General features: G+C 40.0%; 14 protein-coding genes. 2 read left to right on the forward strand and 12 right to left on the reverse strand.

Annotated elements, in window-relative coordinates; genetic code table 11:
* Positions 1–66 precede the first annotated feature (66 nt).
* A complete protein-coding gene (locus QP439_RS04195; RefSeq protein WP_502961730.1) occupies positions 67–2223 on the forward strand; it encodes an LTA synthase family protein in 2157 nt (718 codons plus the stop codon).
* Positions 2224–2290: 67 nt separating this feature from the next.
* On the opposite strand, the gene QP439_RS04200 is transcribed toward QP439_RS04195, so the two are convergent.
* On the reverse strand, positions 2291–3925 hold the full coding sequence (locus QP439_RS04200) for a hypothetical protein (RefSeq protein ID WP_285387848.1): 1635 nt from the start codon (positions 3923–3925) through the stop codon (positions 2291–2293).
* The gene (locus tag QP439_RS04205; RefSeq protein ID WP_285387851.1) at positions 3906–4655 is read right to left on the reverse strand and encodes an ABC transporter ATP-binding protein; all 750 of its coding nucleotides are present in this window, start codon (positions 4653–4655) and stop codon (positions 3906–3908) included. Before QP439_RS04205 ends, QP439_RS04200 begins: the two co-directional genes overlap by 20 nt.
* A 177-nt stretch (positions 4656–4832) precedes the next feature.
* Here QP439_RS04205 and QP439_RS04210 point away from each other — a divergent pair, with 177 nt between their 5' ends.
* Complete coding sequence (locus QP439_RS04210) at positions 4833–6287, forward strand: alpha-amylase (protein WP_285387854.1); 1455 nt, start codon at positions 4833–4835, stop codon at positions 6285–6287.
* A gap of 89 nt (positions 6288–6376) precedes the next feature.
* Here the strand turns inward: QP439_RS04210 and alaS are convergent, their stop codons facing one another.
* The 10 genes from alaS to QP439_RS04260 form a co-directional block, all read right to left on the reverse strand.
* Positions 6377–8995 carry an alanine--tRNA ligase gene (gene alaS / locus QP439_RS04215; RefSeq protein ID WP_285387857.1) on the reverse strand — a complete coding sequence of 873 codons (2619 nt, stop codon included), beginning with the start codon at positions 8993–8995 and terminating at the stop codon, positions 6377–6379.
* Between the two features lie 21 nt (positions 8996–9016).
* A complete protein-coding gene (locus QP439_RS04220) occupies positions 9017–9502 on the reverse strand; it encodes an LURP-one-related/scramblase family protein (RefSeq protein WP_285387859.1) in 486 nt (161 codons plus the stop codon).
* A 328-nt stretch (positions 9503–9830) separates the two neighbouring features.
* Positions 9831–10142 carry a hypothetical protein gene (locus QP439_RS04225; RefSeq protein ID WP_023946336.1) on the reverse strand — a complete coding sequence of 104 codons (312 nt, stop codon included), beginning with the start codon at positions 10140–10142 and terminating at the stop codon, positions 9831–9833.
* Positions 10143–10227: 85 nt separating this feature from the next.
* Positions 10228–11382, reverse strand: coding sequence for a GIY-YIG nuclease family protein (locus tag QP439_RS04230; RefSeq protein WP_285387863.1), 1155 nt, complete (start codon positions 11380–11382; stop codon positions 10228–10230).
* Complete coding sequence (locus QP439_RS04235) at positions 11375–13306, reverse strand: DEAD/DEAH box helicase (RefSeq protein ID WP_000203250.1); 1932 nt, start codon at positions 13304–13306, stop codon at positions 11375–11377. The genes QP439_RS04230 and QP439_RS04235 overlap by 8 nt, the downstream gene beginning before the upstream one ends.
* Positions 13303–16095 (reverse strand): class I SAM-dependent DNA methyltransferase, encoded by a 2793-nt coding sequence (locus QP439_RS04240; RefSeq protein ID WP_001085248.1) that lies wholly within the window; start codon positions 16093–16095, stop codon positions 13303–13305. Before QP439_RS04240 ends, QP439_RS04235 begins: the two co-directional genes overlap by 4 nt.
* 263 nt (positions 16096–16358) lie before the next feature.
* Entirely contained in the window at positions 16359–17429 is a 1071-nt protein-coding gene (locus QP439_RS04245; protein WP_285387868.1) for an ABC transporter substrate-binding protein, read from the reverse strand.
* Positions 17426–18199: an ABC transporter permease gene (locus QP439_RS04250; RefSeq protein ID WP_261028286.1), complete on the reverse strand. Its 774-nt coding sequence runs from the start codon at positions 18197–18199 to the stop codon at positions 17426–17428. Before QP439_RS04250 ends, QP439_RS04245 begins: the two co-directional genes overlap by 4 nt.
* The gene (locus QP439_RS04255; protein ID WP_049502180.1) at positions 18196–19002 is read right to left on the reverse strand and encodes an ABC transporter permease; all 807 of its coding nucleotides are present in this window, start codon (positions 19000–19002) and stop codon (positions 18196–18198) included. The genes QP439_RS04250 and QP439_RS04255 overlap by 4 nt, the downstream gene beginning before the upstream one ends.
* Entirely contained in the window at positions 18983–20140 is a 1158-nt protein-coding gene (locus tag QP439_RS04260; RefSeq protein ID WP_000742900.1) for an ABC transporter ATP-binding protein, read from the reverse strand. Before QP439_RS04260 ends, QP439_RS04255 begins: the two co-directional genes overlap by 20 nt.
* Between the last annotated feature and the right edge of the window lies 1 nt (position 20141).

Genomic DNA, 20141 nt, shown 5'->3' on the forward strand with positions numbered 1-20141 from the left:
TTGCTTTTTTACTCTAGTTTTAAAAAATGGTATACTAATACTAATAAAAACTTAGGAAGTAATTGTGTGAGAATCAATTTTAACAAAATCCAAAAAGCCATGGGTACCAGACTGGGTTTTGTCCTAACCCTTTTAATCCTCTATTGGCTCAAAACCTTATTAGCCTATACCGTTGACTTCAATTTAGATATTCAATTGGGTAAATTGCAGGGAAATTACCTTGCCTTTATCGCCTTTTTCAACCCCCTGCCTTTGGGACTCCTCCTGCTGGCTCTAGCCCTCTATGCTCGCTCAACCAAGGCCTTTTACAGTCTTAGTATAGCTATTTATAGTCTTTTATTCATTTGGCTCTATTCTAATATCTTTTACTATCGAGAATTTAGTGACTTTATCACGGCTAATACCATGAAAGTAGTCAGCAAGGTATCTGTTGGTACTGCGGAACTAGAGTTACTGCGCTTTTGGGATTTCATCTATTTTATGGATTTCCCATTGCTGGCTTTCCTTTTATATAAAAAATTCATCCATTTAGATAGGAGACCTTTCAAATTCCGCTCAAGTGTTGCTATCACTGCACTTTCAGCCCTGCTCTTTTCTGCTAATCTTTTCTTGGCTGAAATTGAACGTCCCGATCTCCTAGCGCGAGGATTTTCGAATTATTATGTTGTTCGTGCCCTTAGTTTGCCAGCCTTTTTAGGCTATAGTGCCAACCAATCCTACAGTGCAAACAAGGAACGTGCCAAGGCTTCTGAGACTGACCTTCAACCTATTACAGATTATATTCAAGAACATGCTGCTAAGCCCAATCCAGACTATTTTGGCTTGGCCAAAGGGAAAAATGTAATCTATCTCCACTTGGAGAGTTTCCAGCAATTTCTACTTGACTATAAACTCAACATAGATGGAACTGAGCATGAAGTCACTCCCTTCCTTAATTCCCTCTATCATTCGCAATCAACCCTAGCCTTTTCGAATATCTTTAACCAAGTCAAGGCTGGTAAGACCTCAGATGCGGAAACCATGCTGGAGACTGGTTTGTTTGGACTTGACCAAGGTTCCTTTATGGTCAATTACGGTGGTAGCAATACCCAGCAAGCTGCGCCTTTTATCCTATCAAAAAACGGCTATCAATCGAGTGCCGTCTTTCACGGTAATATCGGGACCTTCTGGAATCGAAATACGACCTATAAACAATGGGGCTACCAATACTTCTTTGATGCTTCCTACTTTACCAAGCAAGACAGTAGCAATTCTTTCCAATATGGTTTAAATGATAAAATCATGATGAAAGATTCTATCCAGTATCTAGAGCACCTGCAGCAGCCTTTTTATGCCAAGTATATCACGGTGTCCAATCACTATCCCTATGCTAGCAATCTGACGGGAGATGAGCTTGGTTTCCCCTTGGCTAAGACCAAAGATGAAACTATCAATGGCTACTTCCAAACGGCTAACTATCTGGATAGTGCTATTAAGGCCTTCTTTGACTATCTCAAAGAAAGTGGTCTCTATGAAAAATCCATCATTGTCATCTACGGAGACCATTATGGTATTTCCAACTCCCGAAATCCTGAGCTGGCACCCTTGATTGGAAAGACTTCTGAGAACTGGTCGAATTACGACAATGCCATGTTGCAACGGGTGCCTTTTATGGTGGTCATGCCTGGCTATGAAAAAGGACAAATCATCAATACCTACGGTGGACAAATCGATATCTTACCGACTCTCGAACACCTCCTTGGTATTGAGTACAATTCCTTCCTTCAAGTCGGCCAAGACCTTCTGTCTCCAGATCATCAAGAAATCGTTGCCTTTCGAACTGCCAATTCCTTCGTCACACCTAAATACACTAGTTACGACGGACGAACCTACTATACTGAAAGTGGTATTGAAATCAGCAATCTTGATGAACAAGCTCAGACTGAACTAGAAATTGTTCGTCAAGCAGCTAGTCAACAGCTAAAAATCAGCGACCAGATTCAAACTGGCGATTTGATCCGTTTCTACCAAGCAGATCATCTTGGAAAAGTTGATACAGAAAGTATTTCTTACCTCAATTCTTTACCAATTCTGCAAAAGATTGAACAGGAAAAAGGAAGTCAGTCAACTAGCCTCTTTAGCCAACGACAAGGTAAGACCAGTACTGACCTTTTCAAGGCACCAAGTTACCAAGAACTCCACCCCGAGTCTGCAGAAACCGAATCAAAATCACAATCACAATAAAAGATGCTCTTCCGCCTTGGAGGAGCATTTCTTTTTAAAAAATTTATCAATCAAACGACCAACTAGCTCATCTTTTTTCTATTTCTGCCAATATGCGTGATAGGTAGTAATGATAGCCAAAAACAGCAAGACCAAGCAGAAGGATAAGAGCTCCTACTCCCAAGCTGATGGCAAGGATAGTGGAGAGAGACCGAACCAAGAATATGCTCACAAGAGATGAAATCGACAAGATAACACCATAAATTAAGAGTAAAACCATTTTGACTATGCCATTTGAACGATTGACCAGGTCCGTAATGCTACTCCAATTGGTTGACAGATTTTTCACATCCTTAAAATAATGGTGACAAGAAAGGATGACACTGGCAAGGATCCATGCCACAAGAAGGTAAATTATCGAAAGGATAGGCAATCCTAAATAAAGGGAAAGACCAAGTAAAGTCAAGATAGGTAAAAAGGACTGGACAGCAAAGATAATCCAAAATTTCACTTTCACATAACGAGCAAAGTCAAAGGGCAAACTCTTAAGAAAATCAACATTTTCCCTCTCCAAGGACAAGGCAATTGAATGCAGGCTGGTGATATTGTTATTGACAACTGCTATAAACAATCCTATAAAAAACAAGGGTAACCAGTATGGAGGATGAATATCTGGAACTATCTGAGAATCTCGGATGTTGGAAATTAGACCGATCATCATGAGATAAGGAAGGAAAGCACTTGTAAAAAGCACTGTAATCACGCCAGTCCCCTGTCCCAAGAGGGTGAGGTGGTAGCGTAAAACCATGCGGAAAAATCCCTTTTTAGTAGTTGAAATCCTCTCCTTGCTGCGACGTTCTTTTTTGACCTTCTCCTCACTATTAAGTAGGATCACATCATAAAAACGAGGCAAAACCTTCTTTTTGGTCAGATAAAGCAGGAAGAGAGTTAGTCCTATCCAAGCGAGCAAACCCAAGATGGCTTCTGTCGAAAAAGGCTCCACTGCTATTTTGTAAAAGAGATGAATAGGATAAAGAAGAGGTGGAATGTCTCTAACTCTGTCAACTATAACTCCAGAAGTCGACTGTAGAAAGAAGACCAATATTAAAGGTATGAGAACTCCTATCCCAATCATCAAATTCGAAAAAATAGACTGATACTTTCTGAAGACCGTAGTCTGAGCCAAGAAATGTACTGCCACTACCATCACTAAAGTGACAGAGACAAATAATAAGGTCAAGGACAGTAGCATCAAAGGCAAGCCTAGCCAAAGAGAAGGTGCTAGCCTAATATAGAGGACTAGAAAATAAGCTAGGATTGGTACAATTCCAGGCAGAGCTGGCAAGAGGACAGACAGTCCTTTAGCGATTATAATCTCTGATTCTTTAAAGGCATAGGGCCTATAGGAGACCAGGTCCTTACTCTCATAAAAGACATTGTAAAAAGCTGTTAAAGAAGTTGAAAAGGCAATCACTAGTAAAATAGCAACCATGAAGCTAAAATAAACAGGCCTTTCCTCAAAAGGAAAATGAATGGCTATATTTATAAACATTAATAGCATCAAGAGACTAGAAAAAATGTAAGAACTTAGGACTCTAGCGGAAACATTTACTTTTTTCCCAGGATTCTTAGCCTGCTTCTTTCGTAGGTTAGCCAGATTAGCTTCTTGAGATGAATAGAGGATATTGATATCAACTAATTTTTTAATGACCTTGAGACGCATCTGAAACCTCCTCTTTTCTACCAGCAAGGCTAAGATAGATACTTTCTAAAGACTGGTCTGGATGGTCTTTTCTCAAGTCCTCTACGCTACCACAATAAATCAAATGCCCCTTTTTCAAAATGGCAATCCGATCACAGACTTGCTCAGCTACCTCAAGGACATGGGTTGAAAACAAGACCGTCTTGCCTTTTTGCGCATGCTCCTTCATCATTTGCTTCAAATCAAAGGCAGCCTGGGGATCCAAACCAGTCAAAGGTTCGTCCAAAACCCAAATATCAGGATCAGACAAGAGTGCTCCGATGACAAAGACTTTCTGACGCATTCCGTGAGAAAGAGTTTCAATAACCTGATAGCGATTTTCAGCAAAATCAAAAATTTTCAATAGCCTAGCTAGACTAGCCTCCAAGTCAGAGCTAGTCAGATCATAGGATGAAGCAATCAATTCCCAAAATTCATTGGCTGTTAAGCGTAAGAATAAGTCAGGCGAGTCTGCTACATAACCAATCTTTCGTTTAATAGCCAAGCGATTTTCCGATAAATCCTGACCGTCTACCAGAATACGACCGCTGCTAGGCGAAATGATACTGACTAGCGATTTTATGGTGGTCGATTTTCCAGCCCCATTATGGCCAATCAAGCCCATAATCTCCCCATTTTCAATCTGCAGATTGAGATTGCTCAAGGCCTCTTTATCACCATACAACTTACTAACATTTTGAAATTCAATCATGGGCTGACTCCTAGCTTTATCTATGTATTTTACTATTATGATAGCACTTTCATTTTAAAAATCAACACTTTATCTTAAATAGTTAAAATACATGTCTTCTATTTTACGCAAACGTTTGAGCTAACCGATACTTTATGATAGAATAAAGAACAAGATTGACAAGTAAGAGGAAACATCATGCAAAATCAAACACTCATGCAATACTTTGAATGGTATCTGCCCCATGACGGCCAGCACTGGACGCGTCTGGCTGAAGATGCTCCACACCTAGCTGATCTCGGTATCAGCCATGTCTGGATGCCCCCAGCCTTCAAGGCCACCAATGAAAAAGATGTTGGCTATGGGGTCTATGACTTATTCGACCTAGGCGAGTTTAACCAAAAAGGAACTGTCCGCACCAAGTATGGCTTCAAAGAAAACTATCTTCAAGCCATTCAAGCCCTAAAAGCACAGGGAATCCAGCCTATGGCCGATGTGGTACTCAACCACAAGGCTGCGGCCGATCACATGGAAGCCTTTCAAGTCATCGAAGTGGACCCTGAAGATCGTACGGTTGAACTTGGAGAACCCTTCACCATCAATGGCTGGACTAGCTTTACCTTCGATGGTCGCCAAGATACCTACAATGACTTCCACTGGCACTGGTACCACTTCACAGGTACAGACTATGATGCCAAACGCCGTAAGTCTGGGATTTATCTGATCCAAGGTGACAATAAAGGCTGGGCAAATGAGGAATTGGTCGATAACGAAAACGGAAACTATGACTACCTCATGTATGCCGACCTAGACTTTAAACATCCTGAAGTCATTCAAAATATCTATGACTGGGCTGAATGGTTCATGGAGACAACTGGTGTAGCTGGTTTCCGCTTGGATGCCGTTAAGCACATTGACTCTTTCTTCATGCGCAATTTCATCCGAGATATGAAGGAAAGATACGGTGACGATTTCTATGTTTTTGGTGAATTTTGGAATCCGGACAAGGAAGCCAATCTGGACTATCTTGAAAAAACGGAAGAACGCTTTGACCTTGTCGATGTTCGTCTACACCAGAATCTCTTTGAAGCCAGTCAAGCTGGCGCAAACTATGACCTTCGTGGTATTTTCACAGATAGCTTGGTTGAACTCAAGCCTGATAAGGCTGTGACCTTTGTCGACAACCATGATACCCAACGAGGACAAGCCCTTGAATCGACTGTTGAAGAATGGTTCAAACCAGCAGCCTATGCCCTCATTCTGTTACGCCAAAATGGCCTTCCATGTGTCTTTTACGGCGACTACTATGGGATTTCAGGGCAGTATGCTCAACAAGATTTCAAAGAAGTCCTTGACCGCCTCCTAGCCATCCGAAAAGACTTGGCCTATGGAGAACAAAATGACTACTTTGATGATCCTAACTGTATCGGTTGGGTACGTTCAGGTGCTGAAAATCAATCCCCAATCGCAGTTCTCATCTCAAATGACCAAGAAAACAGCAAATCAATGTTTATCGGCCAAGAATGGGCTAACCAAACCTTTGTAGATCTACTTGAAAACCACCAAGCTCAAGTTATCATCGATGAGGAAGGTTATGGACAATTCCCTGTCTCAGCTGCTTCGGTAAGTGTCTGGGCAACCAATACAATCTAATTGCCAATAATTAGCAAGCCAAGTCCAATCGGATTTGGCTTTTTTGCATTCACAAAAAGACCTACCCAAATGGATAGATCTTTACTTGATTACAATTTACCTGCTACTGCATCCAACAATTCTTGGATTTTAGCTTGGTTGCTTCCTCCTGCCATGGCCATGTCTGGTTTACCACCACCACGTCCATCGACGATTGGTGCCAATTCTTTGACAAGGTTTCCTGCATGAAGATCTTTTATCTTGCTTGCTACAAGGACATTGACTTTATCACCGATAACAGCAACAAGGACAAGAAGATCAGAGTAGTCTTTTTGTTTCCAGTTATCCGCAAAGGTACGAAGGGCACCGGCATCTGATACAGACACTTGACTAGCAATGTAACGGTGACCGTTGACTTCCTTAATGTCCTTGAAGATGTCGCCTGCAGCTGCAGCTGTGGCTTTTTCTTTCAACTCAGCATTTTCTTTTTGCAATTGACGAAGTTGTTCTTGAAGTCCTTCTACCTTGTGAGGGACTTCTTTAAGTTGAGGTGCTTTTAAGGTTGCTGCGACAGCTTTAAGAGCGTCCTCTTGTTCACGGTAGGCTTCAAAGGCTTCCTTACCAGTCACTGCCAAGATACGGCGAGTTCCTGATCCGATCCCTTCTTCTTTGACAATCTTGAAGAGTCCAATCTCAGAAGTGTTGCCAACGTGGGTACCACCACAAAGCTCGATAGAGTAGTCACCGATAGTAACAACACGGACTTCCTTGCCGTATTTCTCACCAAAGAGAGCCATAGCTCCCATTTCTTTAGCAGTGTCAATATCTGTTTCAACTGTCTTAACTTCAAGTGCTTCCCAGATTTTCTCGTTAACTTGCTGTTCAATCGCACGCAATTCTTCAGGAGTTACGGCTTGGAAGTGCGTAAAGTCAAAGCGAAGGAATTCGACTTCGTTAAGAGATCCTGCTTGTGTTGCGTGGTTTCCAAGGATGTTGTGAAGAGCAGCGTGAAGCAAGTGAGTCGCAGTGTGGTTTTTCATAACACGGTGACGACGATTTGTATCAATTGCCAAGGTATATTCTTGGTTCAAAGCAAGCGGTGCAAGAACGTCAACCGTGTGAAGAGCTTGTCCATTTGGAGCTTTTTGAACATTGGTCACAGCAGCCACGACCTTACCTGACGCATCCAAGATTTGTCCGTGGTCAGCGACCTGTCCACCCATTTCAGCATAGAATGGCGTTTCTGCAAAGATAAGAGAGGCAGTTCCTTCTGACACAGCTTCTACTTCTGCATTGTCAGCCACGATAGCTACCAATTTAGAAGACAATTGGCTAGCATTGTAGTTGAAGACACTTTCCACAGTGATGTTTTGAAGGGTTTCATTTTGCATACCCATTGAGCCACCCTTGACAGCTGACGCACGCGCGCGTTCTTGCTGTTCTTTCATGGCTGCTTCAAATCCTTCACGGTCTACAGTCATCCCAGCTTCTTCAGCGATTTCTTCAGTCAATTCAACTGGGAATCCATAAGTGTCGTAAAGTTTAAATACATCTGAACCAGCAATGACAGATTGACCTTTTTCTTTCAAGTCAGCTACAATGCCTTGAGCAAAGTGTTGACCTGAGTGAAGAGTACGAGCAAATGATTCTTCTTCGCTCTTAACGATTTTTTCGATAAAGTCACGTTTTTCAAGCACTTCTGGGTAGTAGCTTTCCATGATTTTTCCAACAGTTGGAACTAATTTGTAAAGGAAAGGCTCGTTGATACCCAATTTTTGACCATGCATAGAAGCACGACGGAGAAGACGACGAAGGACGTAACCACGACCTTCATTTCCAGGAAGGGCACCATCACCGATGGCAAATGAAAGTGAACGGATGTGGTCAGCGATGACCTTAAAGCTCATGTTATCGCCATCTTGGTCATAAACCTTACCAGACAATTTCTCCACTTCACGAATGATTGGCATGAAGAGGTCCGTTTCAAAGTTAGTCTTAGCACCTTGGATAACCGCTACCAAACGCTCCAAACCAGCGCCCGTATCAATGTTCTTGTGTGGCAATTCCTTGTATTCGCTACGAGGAACAGCAGGATCCGCATTAAATTGTGACAAAACGATGTTCCAGATTTCGATATAACGGTCGTTTTCGATATCTTCTGCAAGAAGACGTAGACCGATATTTTCTGGGTCAAATGCTTCTCCACGGTCAAAGAAAATCTCTGTATCGGGTCCAGAAGGCCCAGCACCGATTTCCCAGAAGTTGTCCTCGATTGGAATCAAGTGACTTGGATCCACTCCCACTTCAATCCAGCGGTTGTATGAATCTTTATCGTCTGGATAGTAGGTCATGTAAAGTTTTTCAGCAGGGAAGTCAAACCACTCAGGGCTTGTCAAAAGCTCATAAGCCCAAGTGATGGCTTCATCACGGAAGTAATCTCCGATAGAGAAGTTCCCCAACATTTCAAACATGGTATGGTGACGCGCAGTCTTCCCTACGTTTTCAATATCGTTGGTACGGATAGCCTTTTGGGCATTGGTAATACGTGGATTTTCAGGGATAATAGTTCCGTCAAAGTATTTCTTAAGGGTTGCTACCCCAGAGTTGATCCACAAAAGAGTTGGGTCATTTACAGGAACCAAACTCACTGATGGTTCTACTGAGTGACCTTTGGTCGCCCAGAAGTCAAGCCACATTTGGCGTACTTGTGCACTAGATAGTTGTTTCATATTGTCTCCTTATTTACTTGTTTAATGTGATTGGCTTTCCAGCATTTCCACATAGTCAATCGCGACACAGAGGGAAATGACTATGTCTGCATAAGCGTCCTCAAGGACCGTTACGGTATAGGTAGAGGTCAGATGGAAGAGTTCCTTCTTAATTTCCGCAATCAGCTGATCGCGATTATCCAGCAATTTGAAATTCAAATCCCAGATATTGCCCTCGATACGAAGCCCTAGATTATCAAACTCATACTTATCTCGCCAGAAGGTCAACTTCTTGCGAATGACAAAACTCGAGCCATCCCGAAGCTGAATCTCAAAACGAGGAAGCAAGGTCAAGATTTCTTTACTAATCTGACTGACTTGTTCACCATTAACATCATAGATGGTAAAAGTTTTGGGAATCTTAAAAAATGATCCCTCTACCTGATAGGCGATTTCTCCCCTGTCATCCTTGATAGCGAAGCGTTCGCCTCCAAGACGAAACTTTTGTTTGACAAGAAATGTTTTCATCAACACCTCCAAAAACCAAAAGACAAGCTCATATCACGAAGGGCGAAAAACCGCGGTACCACCTTCATTCAATGAACTTGTCATTCTCTTATTCTTATGCAATTGTATGATTGAGTAGCATGACTTCCTAGCTTAGATGGCTCGCAGCACCGCCAATTCTCTGGACTAAAACAAGTGAAAATCAATTCTCAACTTTCTTATTATAACGTTTTTTTAAGCTTGCGTCAACTGGGAATGATTCTAACCAATAGTAGTGTGGTAGGAGAGAAGATATTTTGCAAATTTAACTACTATTTTCGAAATGTAAGTAGTAATATTTAATTTATTTCTAGTACAGTTCCCCAATATCCATAAGTTGCCATTCAGAATAACCAACCTCAATGATTTCTGGGGCTTTTGTAGTACTATTATACACAACAATAAAATGTCCTTTACTATTCCAAAACTTGCCTAAAATTTCAGCGTCTCTTAATTCTGCTTTTAGTCTGCTTTCTTCCTTTATTAGTCTTTCTGTTTGTACTATTTTAGTATCTTCCTTGCTCCCTTGAGTTCCTAAAATGTAACCCCCAAAGCTTACCCAAAAGAGTATAAAAAGCATAAATACGATTGTAGCATATTTCAAAAATTTCAGTTCTTTCATTTTTCTATTATTCCTTTTAGTTTAATCAGTCTAAAATATTTTGTGTTTTCTAAATATTAAATAGTCTTCTAAATAGTGCCTTTCTTTATCTAAATCTAATTTCAAAACCAATTTTTTCAATCACTTTTTGGACCTCATCTAGCGATACTAGAAACCACTCTTTAGGGACAAAGCTATCTCCATTTGGTGCTATTAATTCCATATCTAACTGCTTGTCTGCAAAATAATGATGAAGAGTAGTTTCTAATTTTCGAGCGCTGAAATTTTGAACCTCAAAACTAGCTACTAAACGGACAGGAGCAAAAAGATAGGTTCCTTCTCTTTCTGAATTTGCTAACCGTTTTTCAATTTGATCCTGTGTAAAACCGATTTTATAGAGATTACTGATGTTGGCAATTTGAGGATTGCTACTCAAAGATTTCACTACATAGATATATCCAGTTGTAATTCGTTCGCTTGGACTGATAACAGTCATCACATCTTCTATCAATTCTGTTACCATTCGTCCATGGCGCGTTCTATCGTGCAGATTAGATACAAAAGAGCGGAGTAAGGCCTTCTTATTTTCTGTACCATTTTCATATACGAGATGAAGTTCAGCATTAGTATAACCATTCTTATCAGTGAAGTCTTCTCCTTTAGAAACAACATAAACCATTACTCCATTATCCACATAGAACATACCAGGTTTAATTTCTTTTTCTTTTATCACATCAGACTTTCTGACTTGACGACGACCTTCACTAATTTCATCATGAACACGAGTAAATAATCCCTGATAATCTTCAAAATTTCCCATCCGTTTACGTGTTCGTGTTTTATCACGCGCTTGAATCGTTCGTTTATAACGTGAGACATCAAATAAAGATTTTTCAGCACCATTTACTGACTCAAACAATTTATCTGATAAAATATCTGTTAAACTAGCAGGACTTGAAATAGGGGTCTCGGACTCAACTATATCTATTTTTAGTAGCCCAAATTCATCATAAGGTTCTAACTTTCGGATGCTATTAGGAGATTTTCTAATACCATTCAATCGAGAAAATAAACTGCGTTCTTTAATATTTCTAGACTTTTGTGGCTCTTGCCCATTATTTTCTCTCACCCAATCTATAATTTCTAAAAATTTCTCCACTTCATGATCTGTAACTATTTTTTTCTTAGGTTTTAAAGGAGTTATTAAATGTTCAAAATCAGAATCATTAAAAATGTCATTTAAGTTTTTGAAATCAGTCATTACCGCTCTCCATCTTCAGCTTCATCTGAGATAATTGTAACAAAGCATAAGCAAGTCTCTGTTCGTACTTATCGTGACTTGATTTATCTGGATGACGACCATTTTCTTTCAAAAATTGCTTAATTTGAGGATAAAGAATTAACAGTTCTTCTTCAGAAAACTCCATCTTCTGACCATCCATATAATCTTGTATCAGACGTAAAGTCGGAGCATCAATTTCACGTGATATAACTTCGTAAGCTCTCTGGAAGGGATTAATCTGATCAATCAAATCAATAGATAACTCATCAATATTCACAAATTTATCTGCCATTTTTAGAAAATCTGTTTGCCCTACTCCCTCTTTCCGTTCAGCTGATTGAACCACCGATTGACTAATAAACTGTTGACGAACTTCTTCAACTTCAGCCCCACTTAAGTCAGGGTAGATTTGTTTAATGATGGCTGGAATCATCTGCTTATTAATGACTTCTGCATCCGTTCCTGCAGCAATTGCAGTTTGGATACGCGGTTCTTGCAATATACTAGCACGTAAGTCATTCAAATCATTTTCTATGATATCCTTTGTTCTCTGTGTACTAGGCTCTTTTAAGCCTTTAACAAACATTTCGGCACCAGAAGATTTCTGGTCTTCTCGGTCTTTTCGTTTGAACTTGAAATTTGGCGCTAAAACAGACTCCATCAATAGACTAGCTGTAATGGCCTTCATAACATTATTCACAGCGAAGAAAACTTCATCATCTTGAGCATCTGGTTGAGAAATGAGATTGGTAAATTGAGCGTGTGACTTATTGGAACTATCGCGTGTTACTCGACCTATAATCTGAACAATTTCTGTTAGCGACTGACGATAGCCAATCGTCAAAGCATACTCAGCATAAGGCCAGTCAAAACCTTCTTTAGCCATACCAAGTGCAATAATGATATCGAGATCATTTAAACTGCTCATCTTGTTTAGGTAATCCTGTACTTTTTCACGTTCTTCTTCTGTGACAAGGTCTGCAACTTTCAATACACGACCTGTTTCCTCAGTAACTAACCATAATCCAGTCTTAGGATCTGGAACTGCTTGCCCCAGTTCGTCTAAAATTCGGTCAACTTCATCATACTTATCCTTGGTTGACTCACCTGAGTTTACATTGGGAATATGAATAATGGTTTTCTTGCTCGTGTCCAGTACTTCGTGCAAAGCATCCGTATAACGACCACGATAAAAGTTATAGCCCATGGCAAAACTTTTCAGATATTTGTACCCCTCCAACTGTTCATAATAAGTATAGGATACCTTGTCGAATTTTTGCTCATCTTCAGGTGCCAAAATAGGTACAGAATCTCCACGGAAATAAGAGCCCGTCATAGCTACTACATGGGCTGTTGAATTGGCTAATATGTTTCTTAAGGCATTTCCTAAAACTGAATTATCATCTTGAGATACATGATGAAATTCATCGATAGCTAAAAGAACATCATTAAAATCACTATCAGCCAGCTGTTCAAAAGCAAAACGCAAGGTGGCATGCGTACAGATTAAAACTCTATCATCAGGAGACTCTGAATGCATAAAGTCTACAAACTGTTTTACCTTACTTTTACTGGTCCCTTGTTCAGTCAAATTATTTTTGGAAAGAACTTCCCAATCCCAGTAAAAACCATAATCTGTCAATTTTGTTGAACGAAACGATTTTCCGATAGATCTTTCTGGAACAGCTATAATAGCTTTTTTCAGACCTTGAGCATGTAATTTATCAAGAGCAATAAACATCAAAGCTCTCGACTTACCAGATGCAGGAGGCGCCTTAATCAATAAGTGTTGAGAAGTTCTCTTAGCATATACCCGCTCCTGCATTTCACGCATACCAAGTGCATTATTAGATTGACTAGCACCTGTACCATTGTAATTAATTTCAAATATATTTGAGGTCATTTCGCTTCCTTTTCTGTCATTTCTTTATACAGGTTCAATAAGACACTGAGCCTTTCTTCATCTGATTCAAAAGGCTTTTGCTGGTAGGCACGTTCTACGATACCATCAATTTTTTCATGTGCTTGACGAAGACGTTCGTTCATCGGTTTATTGGCTCCACCGTACAATTCAGCCAAGGTTCCACCTTCTTCTTCTCGAACATCCAGCATTTCAAAAACAGCTTCTTCAAGCATATTTTTCCGACTATCTGAAAGTTCTGGAATTGGGAATGTATTATAAACCAGTCCAGCTGAATAACGCAAACGTGTCTCTAATTTTCCTCCAATAGATTCTAACCAAACCATATGCATTTTGGATTCTAAGATACCAAGAAGCCAAATAGGAGCATTGTAAATAACCATAGCAGAATCTGATACAATTGTGTCATCTTCAATAAATCCCATAGGTACATAAGTACGAGATTCTGATGATACACGTGGAACAATAATGGCTTGACAACCTTCTATATCTCCTTTTTCATATGCTTCGTCGTATTCACCTCGTTGTACAAATTTCCATGGCGTAGACGCAGTTTCTCTTGTTCCAGCAGCCTTAGAATTCAGGCGTTCTTGCCTTACATTTTCAAATAATTGATGGAATTCCTGGATCTTATCTAATTTAGTATATTCATCTTGATCAATCCAAATAGTATATCTAAAATTTCCATTGATATACTCATCTGCTCCAATATACTTTTTAAAATACACTTCAGTTTCAGGATATCTTTGAACTAATTTATTTTTATCATCATTTGTCAATATTAGATATTTACTTCTTGGCATATTCCCAAAGACTATTTTTGGAAAATTATTTAACTTCTCTGAATCATTGTGATTAGATACAATAATATCATCTGCGAAAGCTAGATAGGGATTTATATTCTTTCCATAACTTTCTCCCTTATCACTATATATAATTTTTTTCTTATCATTTTTATTTGAAAATCCAATAATCGTAACTGTAACCCCTGCATTATGGGCCGCGCTATTGTTCCATTTAAAAGATTGATATGCAAAGGAAATTTGGCCATATCGTAGAAGAACACTCCACAAAATTGAAACTTGCTCACCTTGATTTATTGAATTTGTTGTTACAAAAGCATATTGAGCATTTTTACCATAAATAAGGTGAGTTGCCTTATAAAACCATCCCGAAATATAATCTAATTTTTTAGAAGAAATTTCTGAACAAATCACATTTTCTAGTTCCTTCTTTTGTTCCAAGGTCATTTTTTTAGAGCCTATATACGGCGGATTCCCAAATATATAAACTTCGTCATCTGCCTTAGCATTTAACACAATTTCCCAGTCAATTCTTAGGGCATTCCCACAAACGATATTTCCAGCTTCTCTTAAGGGTAATAGTCTTGGATGGACATCAGCAAGCGCTTCTTCCATCTCCACATTCATCTGGTGTTCCGCTATATACAAGGATAGCCTTGCTACTTCATGAGCGAAATCATCCAATTCAATTCCTGAAAACTGGGATAGAGAAATCTTAGACGCATCAGCAATCAATTCTCCTTGATAAACAGCTTTTTCATTCAAGGCTTCACGAATTTCACGCTGTTTGACTAAGATATTGATTTCTAAACGACGAAGTTCTTTATAGGTAATGATGAGGAAATTTCCAGAACCACAGGCAGGGTCTAAAAACTTGATAGAGGCCATACGAGTAAGTAAATCTTCTAACTTAGGTAAGATTTGTCGCAATTCCTTGCGACGATGTTCATCGCTAAAGTCACCACCTCCTATATAATAATCAGCTCGTTCTTCTAATTCCGTAAATGCTACTCGTAAATTATCTAAAAATAGTGGTTTGATGACCTTCATAATATTGGGCACGCTAGTATAGTGCATACCCGATGTTGATCTTGCTTCTGCATTTGCCACAGTTTGGATCATTGATCCCAAAATATCTGGATTGATTTCATTCCAGTTGAGCAATTCCCCTGCTTCAATGAGTAGTTGACGAGTTCTTTTATTAAAAATAAGGTCATGATGTGGCTCTGAAAAAAGCTTACCATTTACATAAGGAAAATCTGATAACCACGACTCCAAATCCTGACGACTAAATTCAGGCATATCTAAAACAGTAAATAGTTTTCTAACACACTCATTCAAGTCAGAACCATCTTCGGATGTCCTCATCTTAATAACATTTGTGAAAGCTCCCTTGGAGATGATATTTGTATCTTCTGCAAATAGTAGAAAAAGAACACGAATCAAAAATAAATTAAATGATTTACCATCAGTTTCAGTGATTGCTAGTTCAGGATTGATAGAAATTAGTTCATCATAAAGTTTGGTGAAACGCTCTGCCGCTTTTACATCAGCAGGGTTTTCCTTATCATAATCAATCTTTTCAATTCCATTCCAAGGTAAAAAGAAATCACAATGGGCTGGTAAATCATTAAAAGAAATTGCTAGAGTTAGACCTGTCTGTGTATCCTTTGCATATAATTCTTGAAAATCTGTTGTAATAATAAATCGAGATTTTCGAACCTGCCCCTCCAACTCTTTATCAATCTCAGTCAGAGCAAGTAATGGCTGATTTTCAACTTTACGAAAGTATAATTTATTTTTTATTATAAAATCATCAGATGCCACTTTACTTGCTCTTGTTATGGTCGTTTTAGTAATGTCAAATAATGAAATAAAATCAATAATAAATGTCGATTCATTAAGATTCTCTACTAAAACCTTGGTTCTATCCTCAATCTCAGTGATATTTAATAACTTTTTAGCCATTAGATACCTCCAAGAAACGCAAAAAGCCTACTGGATTTTCAGTAGGTTTCAATCTATATTTTTCACATATTTTTATTAGGTTATATATATATATATATATGCATTTGCGTAGTCTGACTCATTTTGAACTCCTTTAGAATTAAATTTTCAGAGATGCTATAAACAATTCTAATAACTCTCAGCCTAAAACTATTATACCATGATTTCTATTTTTTCAAAAAAACGAACCAGATTAACTGATTCGTTTCGTGACTGCTAATCTCCTACTTCCGATACATTTTAAACTGTAGGAAGAGGTCGCTGTATTTTCCCGTCCATTTATGGTCAAATTTCTCATAAACTTCTAGGTGTTTCATGGTTTCAGCATCTGGATAGAAGGCCTTGTCTTCTTTTTTCTCCTCTGGGAGTAGTTCCTTAGCTGGTAGGTTTGGTGTTGAATAGCCCACATACTCCGCATTTTTAAGAGCATTTTCGGGTTTCAACATAAAGTTGATAAAGGCATAGGCTGCGTCTTGGTTTTTGACTGTTTTGGGAATAACCATATTGTCAAACCAAAGGTTGCTGGCCTCTGTCGGTACCACATAGCGTAGATTTTCATTTTTTTCTAGCATTTGGCTGGCTTCACCAGAGAAGGTCACGCCGATTGCAGCATTGTTCTGAATCATGTAGCCCTTCATCTCGTCGGCAACGATAGCCTTGATATTTGGAGTCAGTTTATAGAGCTTATCCACTGTCTCTTCCAACTGCTGGGTATCCTTGGAGTTGAGGCTGTAGCCTAGGGAGTTGAGCCCCAATCCCAGCACCTCACGCGCCCCATCAAAGAGCATGATGGAGTTCTTATACTCTGGCTTCCAGAGGTCATCCCAATGCTCAGGCGCTTCCTCTACCATGGTTTCATTGTAGACAATTCCCAAGGTTCCCCAGAAGTAAGGGATGGAGAATTTATTACCCGGGTCAAAGGACTGGTTGAGGAACTCTGGTCCGATATTTTCAAGACCTTCAAGTTTTGAATAGTCAAGCGGTACTAAGAGGTCTTCGTCCTTCATCTTGTTAATCATGTATTCACTAGGAATGGCAATATCATAGGTCGTTACACCCTGCTTAATCTTTGTATACATGGCTTCGTTGGAGTCAAAGGTCTCATACTGGACTTGGATTCCTGTTTCTTCTGTGAATTGCTCCAAGAGTTCTGGATCGATGTAGTCCCCCCAGTTGTAGATAACCAGTTTTTGACTATCTCGGCTATTGATTTTACTATCTAGATGCGTCGCAATTCCCCACAAGACGAGGATAATGGCTACAATTCCTGCTAAAAATGAATAGAGTTTTTTCATGCTTGCTCCTCCTTCTCACGTGAGATAACGTAATATCCAACAACCAGGATAATACTAAAGAGAAAGACAAGGGCAGACAGAGCGTTGATTTCTAGCGAAATCCCCTTGCGAGCACGAGAGTAAATCTCGACTGACAGGGTTGAAAAGCCATTTCCCGTTACAAAGAAGGTCACAGCAAAGTCATCTAGCGAATAGGTGAAGGCCATGAAGTAACCTGCAATGATAGACGGAGTCAGATAAGGAAGCATGATTTCCTTGAACATCTGAAATTGACTGGCACCAAGGTCATAGGCCGCATGAATCATATCGCCGTTCATTTCCTTGAGACGAGGCAAGACCATCAAGACCACGATAGGAATGGAGAAGGCTACGTGACTAGATAGAACAGTCAAAAAGCCAAGTGAAAACTTGAGTTGAGTAAAAAGAATCAAGAAGCTGGCACCAATCATAACATCAGGCGCAACCATGAGGATATTATTGAGTGATAGAAAGGCTTCTTGGTATTTCTTACGAGACTGGTAGATGTAAATGGCACCAAAAGTCCCGATAATGGTCGCAATCAAGGCTGACAGAAAGGCCAAGAAAAAGGTCTGGGTCACAATCAACATAAGGCGACCATCGCCAAACATAGTTTTAAAATGGCTCAAGCTAAAGCCTGTAAAGCTATTCATGTCATTGCCTGCATTAAAGGCATAACCAATCAGGTAAAAGATAGGAAGGTAGAGGACAAGAAAGACCAGTCCTAGATAAAGGTTAGCAAATTTTTTCATCGTTCTCTCCTTTCCTTAGTCACCCACATGGTGATGAACATGGTCAGGATGAGAATCACACCGATGGTTGAACCCATACCGTAGTTATCATTTGTCAGGAAGTTTTGCTCAATGGCTGTACCTAGTGTGATAACGCGGTTTCCACCAATCAAACGGGTCAGCATGAAGAGACTCAAGCTAGGAATAAAGACCGACTGAACTCCACTTCGCACGCCGTTCATCGATAGAGGGAAGATGACATGACGGAAGGTCTCCCACTTGGTCGCACCGAGGTCATAGCTGGCATTGATGAGATTGTTATCCATATCGTCCAAGACATTGAAAATCGGCAAAATCATAAAAGGAAGCTCAATGTAGCTTGCGACAAAGATAAAGGAGAAATCGGTAAAGAGCAACTGTTGCGAACCGATTCCGATAAATTCCAAGAATTGGTTAATAGAGCCATTCTGACCAAAGATACCGATAAAGGCATAGGCTTTGAGGAGCAAATTGATCCAAGTTGGCAGGATAATCAGCATGAGCCAGAGTTGACGGTGCTTAAGACGGGTTAAGAAGAGGGCCGTCGGATAGCTGATGAACAAGGTAACTAAGGTCACAATCCCTGCATAAAGCACTGAGTTGAAACTCATTTTGAGATAGGTTAAGTTTTGTGACGCAAAGTAAGATTTATAGTTTTCTAAACTAAACTGGCCTTCAATGTTGAAAAAGGATTGTCCGAAAATCAAGACCAAGGGTGCAAGGACAAAGAGGGCAATCCAAAGCATGTAGGGCACTACAAAGAGTTTAGAGCTTGTTTTCTTCATCTCTTTCCTCCTCGATTGCATTGATCAGACCTGCTTCTTGCTCTTCGATTTCCACGTATTCTTCGATACGAGCATCGAACTCTTCTTCAGTTTCGTTGAGACGCATGATATGGATGTCTTCTGGCTCAAAGTCCAGACCGATTTCCTCACCCACGATAGCCTTACGAGTCGAGTGGATCATCCATTCATTCCCAAGTTCGTCATAGGCGATAATTTCATAGTGAACCCCACGGAAGAGTTGAGTATCCACCTTGACTTGGAGCTTGCCTTCTTCAGGAAGGGTAATGCGCAAGTCCTCTGGACGAATGACAACCTCAACAGGTTCATTTGGCTTCATCCCTCCATCGACCGCTTCAAAGCGTTTGCCGTTAAACTCAACCAAGTAGTCCTCAATCATGGTACCTGGCAAGATGTTTGACTCGCCGATAAAGGTAGCAACAAAGTGGTTGATTGGCTCATCGTAGATGTCCACAGGTGTTCCAGACTGGACAATCTCGCCATCATTCATAACAAAAATCCAGTCACTCATGGCCAGGGCTTCTTCCTGATCATGAGTAACAAAAACAAAGGTAATGCCCAATCGTTGTTGCAGTTCACGCAGTTCGTACTGCATGTCTGTTCTTAATTTTAAGTCCAGCGCTGATAAAGGCTCGTCCAACAAGACCACACGGGGTTGGTTGATGATGGCACGGGCAATAGCCACACGCTGACGTTGTCCTCCAGAGAGTTTACGGATGGAACGTTTTTCGTAACCTTCCAACTGAACCATCTTGAGAACTTCCGCTACGCGTTGCTCGATTTCCTTCTTGTCAATCTTACGCAAGCGTAGTGGAAAGGCAACATTTTCAAACACATTCATATGTGGAAACAAGGCATAGGATTGGAAGACGGTATGGACGTCTCGCTTGTTGGTTGGGATGTCATTGATTCGGACACCGTCCAGCAAAATATCTCCTGTCGTCGCATCCAATAATCCTGCAATAATGTTTAGGATAGTTGATTTTCCTGAACCAGATGCGCCTAGAAGAGTATAAAATTTCCCCTCTTCCAACTCAAAGTTGATGTCTTTGAGAACCTTGGTGTTGCTGTCTTCAAAAACTTTAGAGACGTTTTTGAATTCAATAATTGGTTTTTTCAAT

This window comes from Streptococcus sp. UMB1203 (assembly GCF_030217725.1).
GTDB lineage: Bacteria > Bacillota > Bacilli > Lactobacillales > Streptococcaceae > Streptococcus.

Coding starts and splice junctions, on each gene's coding strand:
- QP439_RS04210 (WP_285387854.1), top strand. CDS start 4,833: ATGCAAAATCAAACACTCATGCAATACTTTGAATGGTATCTGCCCCAT.
- QP439_RS04250 (WP_261028286.1), bottom strand. CDS start 18,199: ATGAAAAAATTTGCTAACCTTTATCTAGGACTGGTCTTTCTTGTCCTC.
- QP439_RS04245 (WP_285387868.1), bottom strand. CDS start 17,429: ATGAAAAAACTCTATTCATTTTTAGCAGGAATTGTAGCCATTATCCTC.
- QP439_RS04205 (WP_285387851.1), bottom strand. CDS start 4,655: ATGATTGAATTTCAAAATGTTAGTAAGTTGTATGGTGATAAAGAGGCC.
- QP439_RS04225 (WP_023946336.1), bottom strand. CDS start 10,142: ATGAAAGAACTGAAATTTTTGAAATATGCTACAATCGTATTTATGCTT.
- QP439_RS04200 (WP_285387848.1), bottom strand. CDS start 3,925: ATGCGTCTCAAGGTCATTAAAAAATTAGTTGATATCAATATCCTCTAT.
- QP439_RS04220 (WP_285387859.1), bottom strand. CDS start 9,502: ATGAAAACATTTCTTGTCAAACAAAAGTTTCGTCTTGGAGGCGAACGC.
- alaS (WP_285387857.1), bottom strand. CDS start 8,995: ATGAAACAACTATCTAGTGCACAAGTACGCCAAATGTGGCTTGACTTC.
- QP439_RS04230 (WP_285387863.1), bottom strand. CDS start 11,382: ATGACTGATTTCAAAAACTTAAATGACATTTTTAATGATTCTGATTTT.
- QP439_RS04235 (WP_000203250.1), bottom strand. CDS start 13,306: ATGACCTCAAATATATTTGAAATTAATTACAATGGTACAGGTGCTAGT.
- QP439_RS04240 (WP_001085248.1), bottom strand. CDS start 16,095: ATGGCTAAAAAGTTATTAAATATCACTGAGATTGAGGATAGAACCAAG.
- QP439_RS04255 (WP_049502180.1), bottom strand. CDS start 19,002: ATGAAGAAAACAAGCTCTAAACTCTTTGTAGTGCCCTACATGCTTTGG.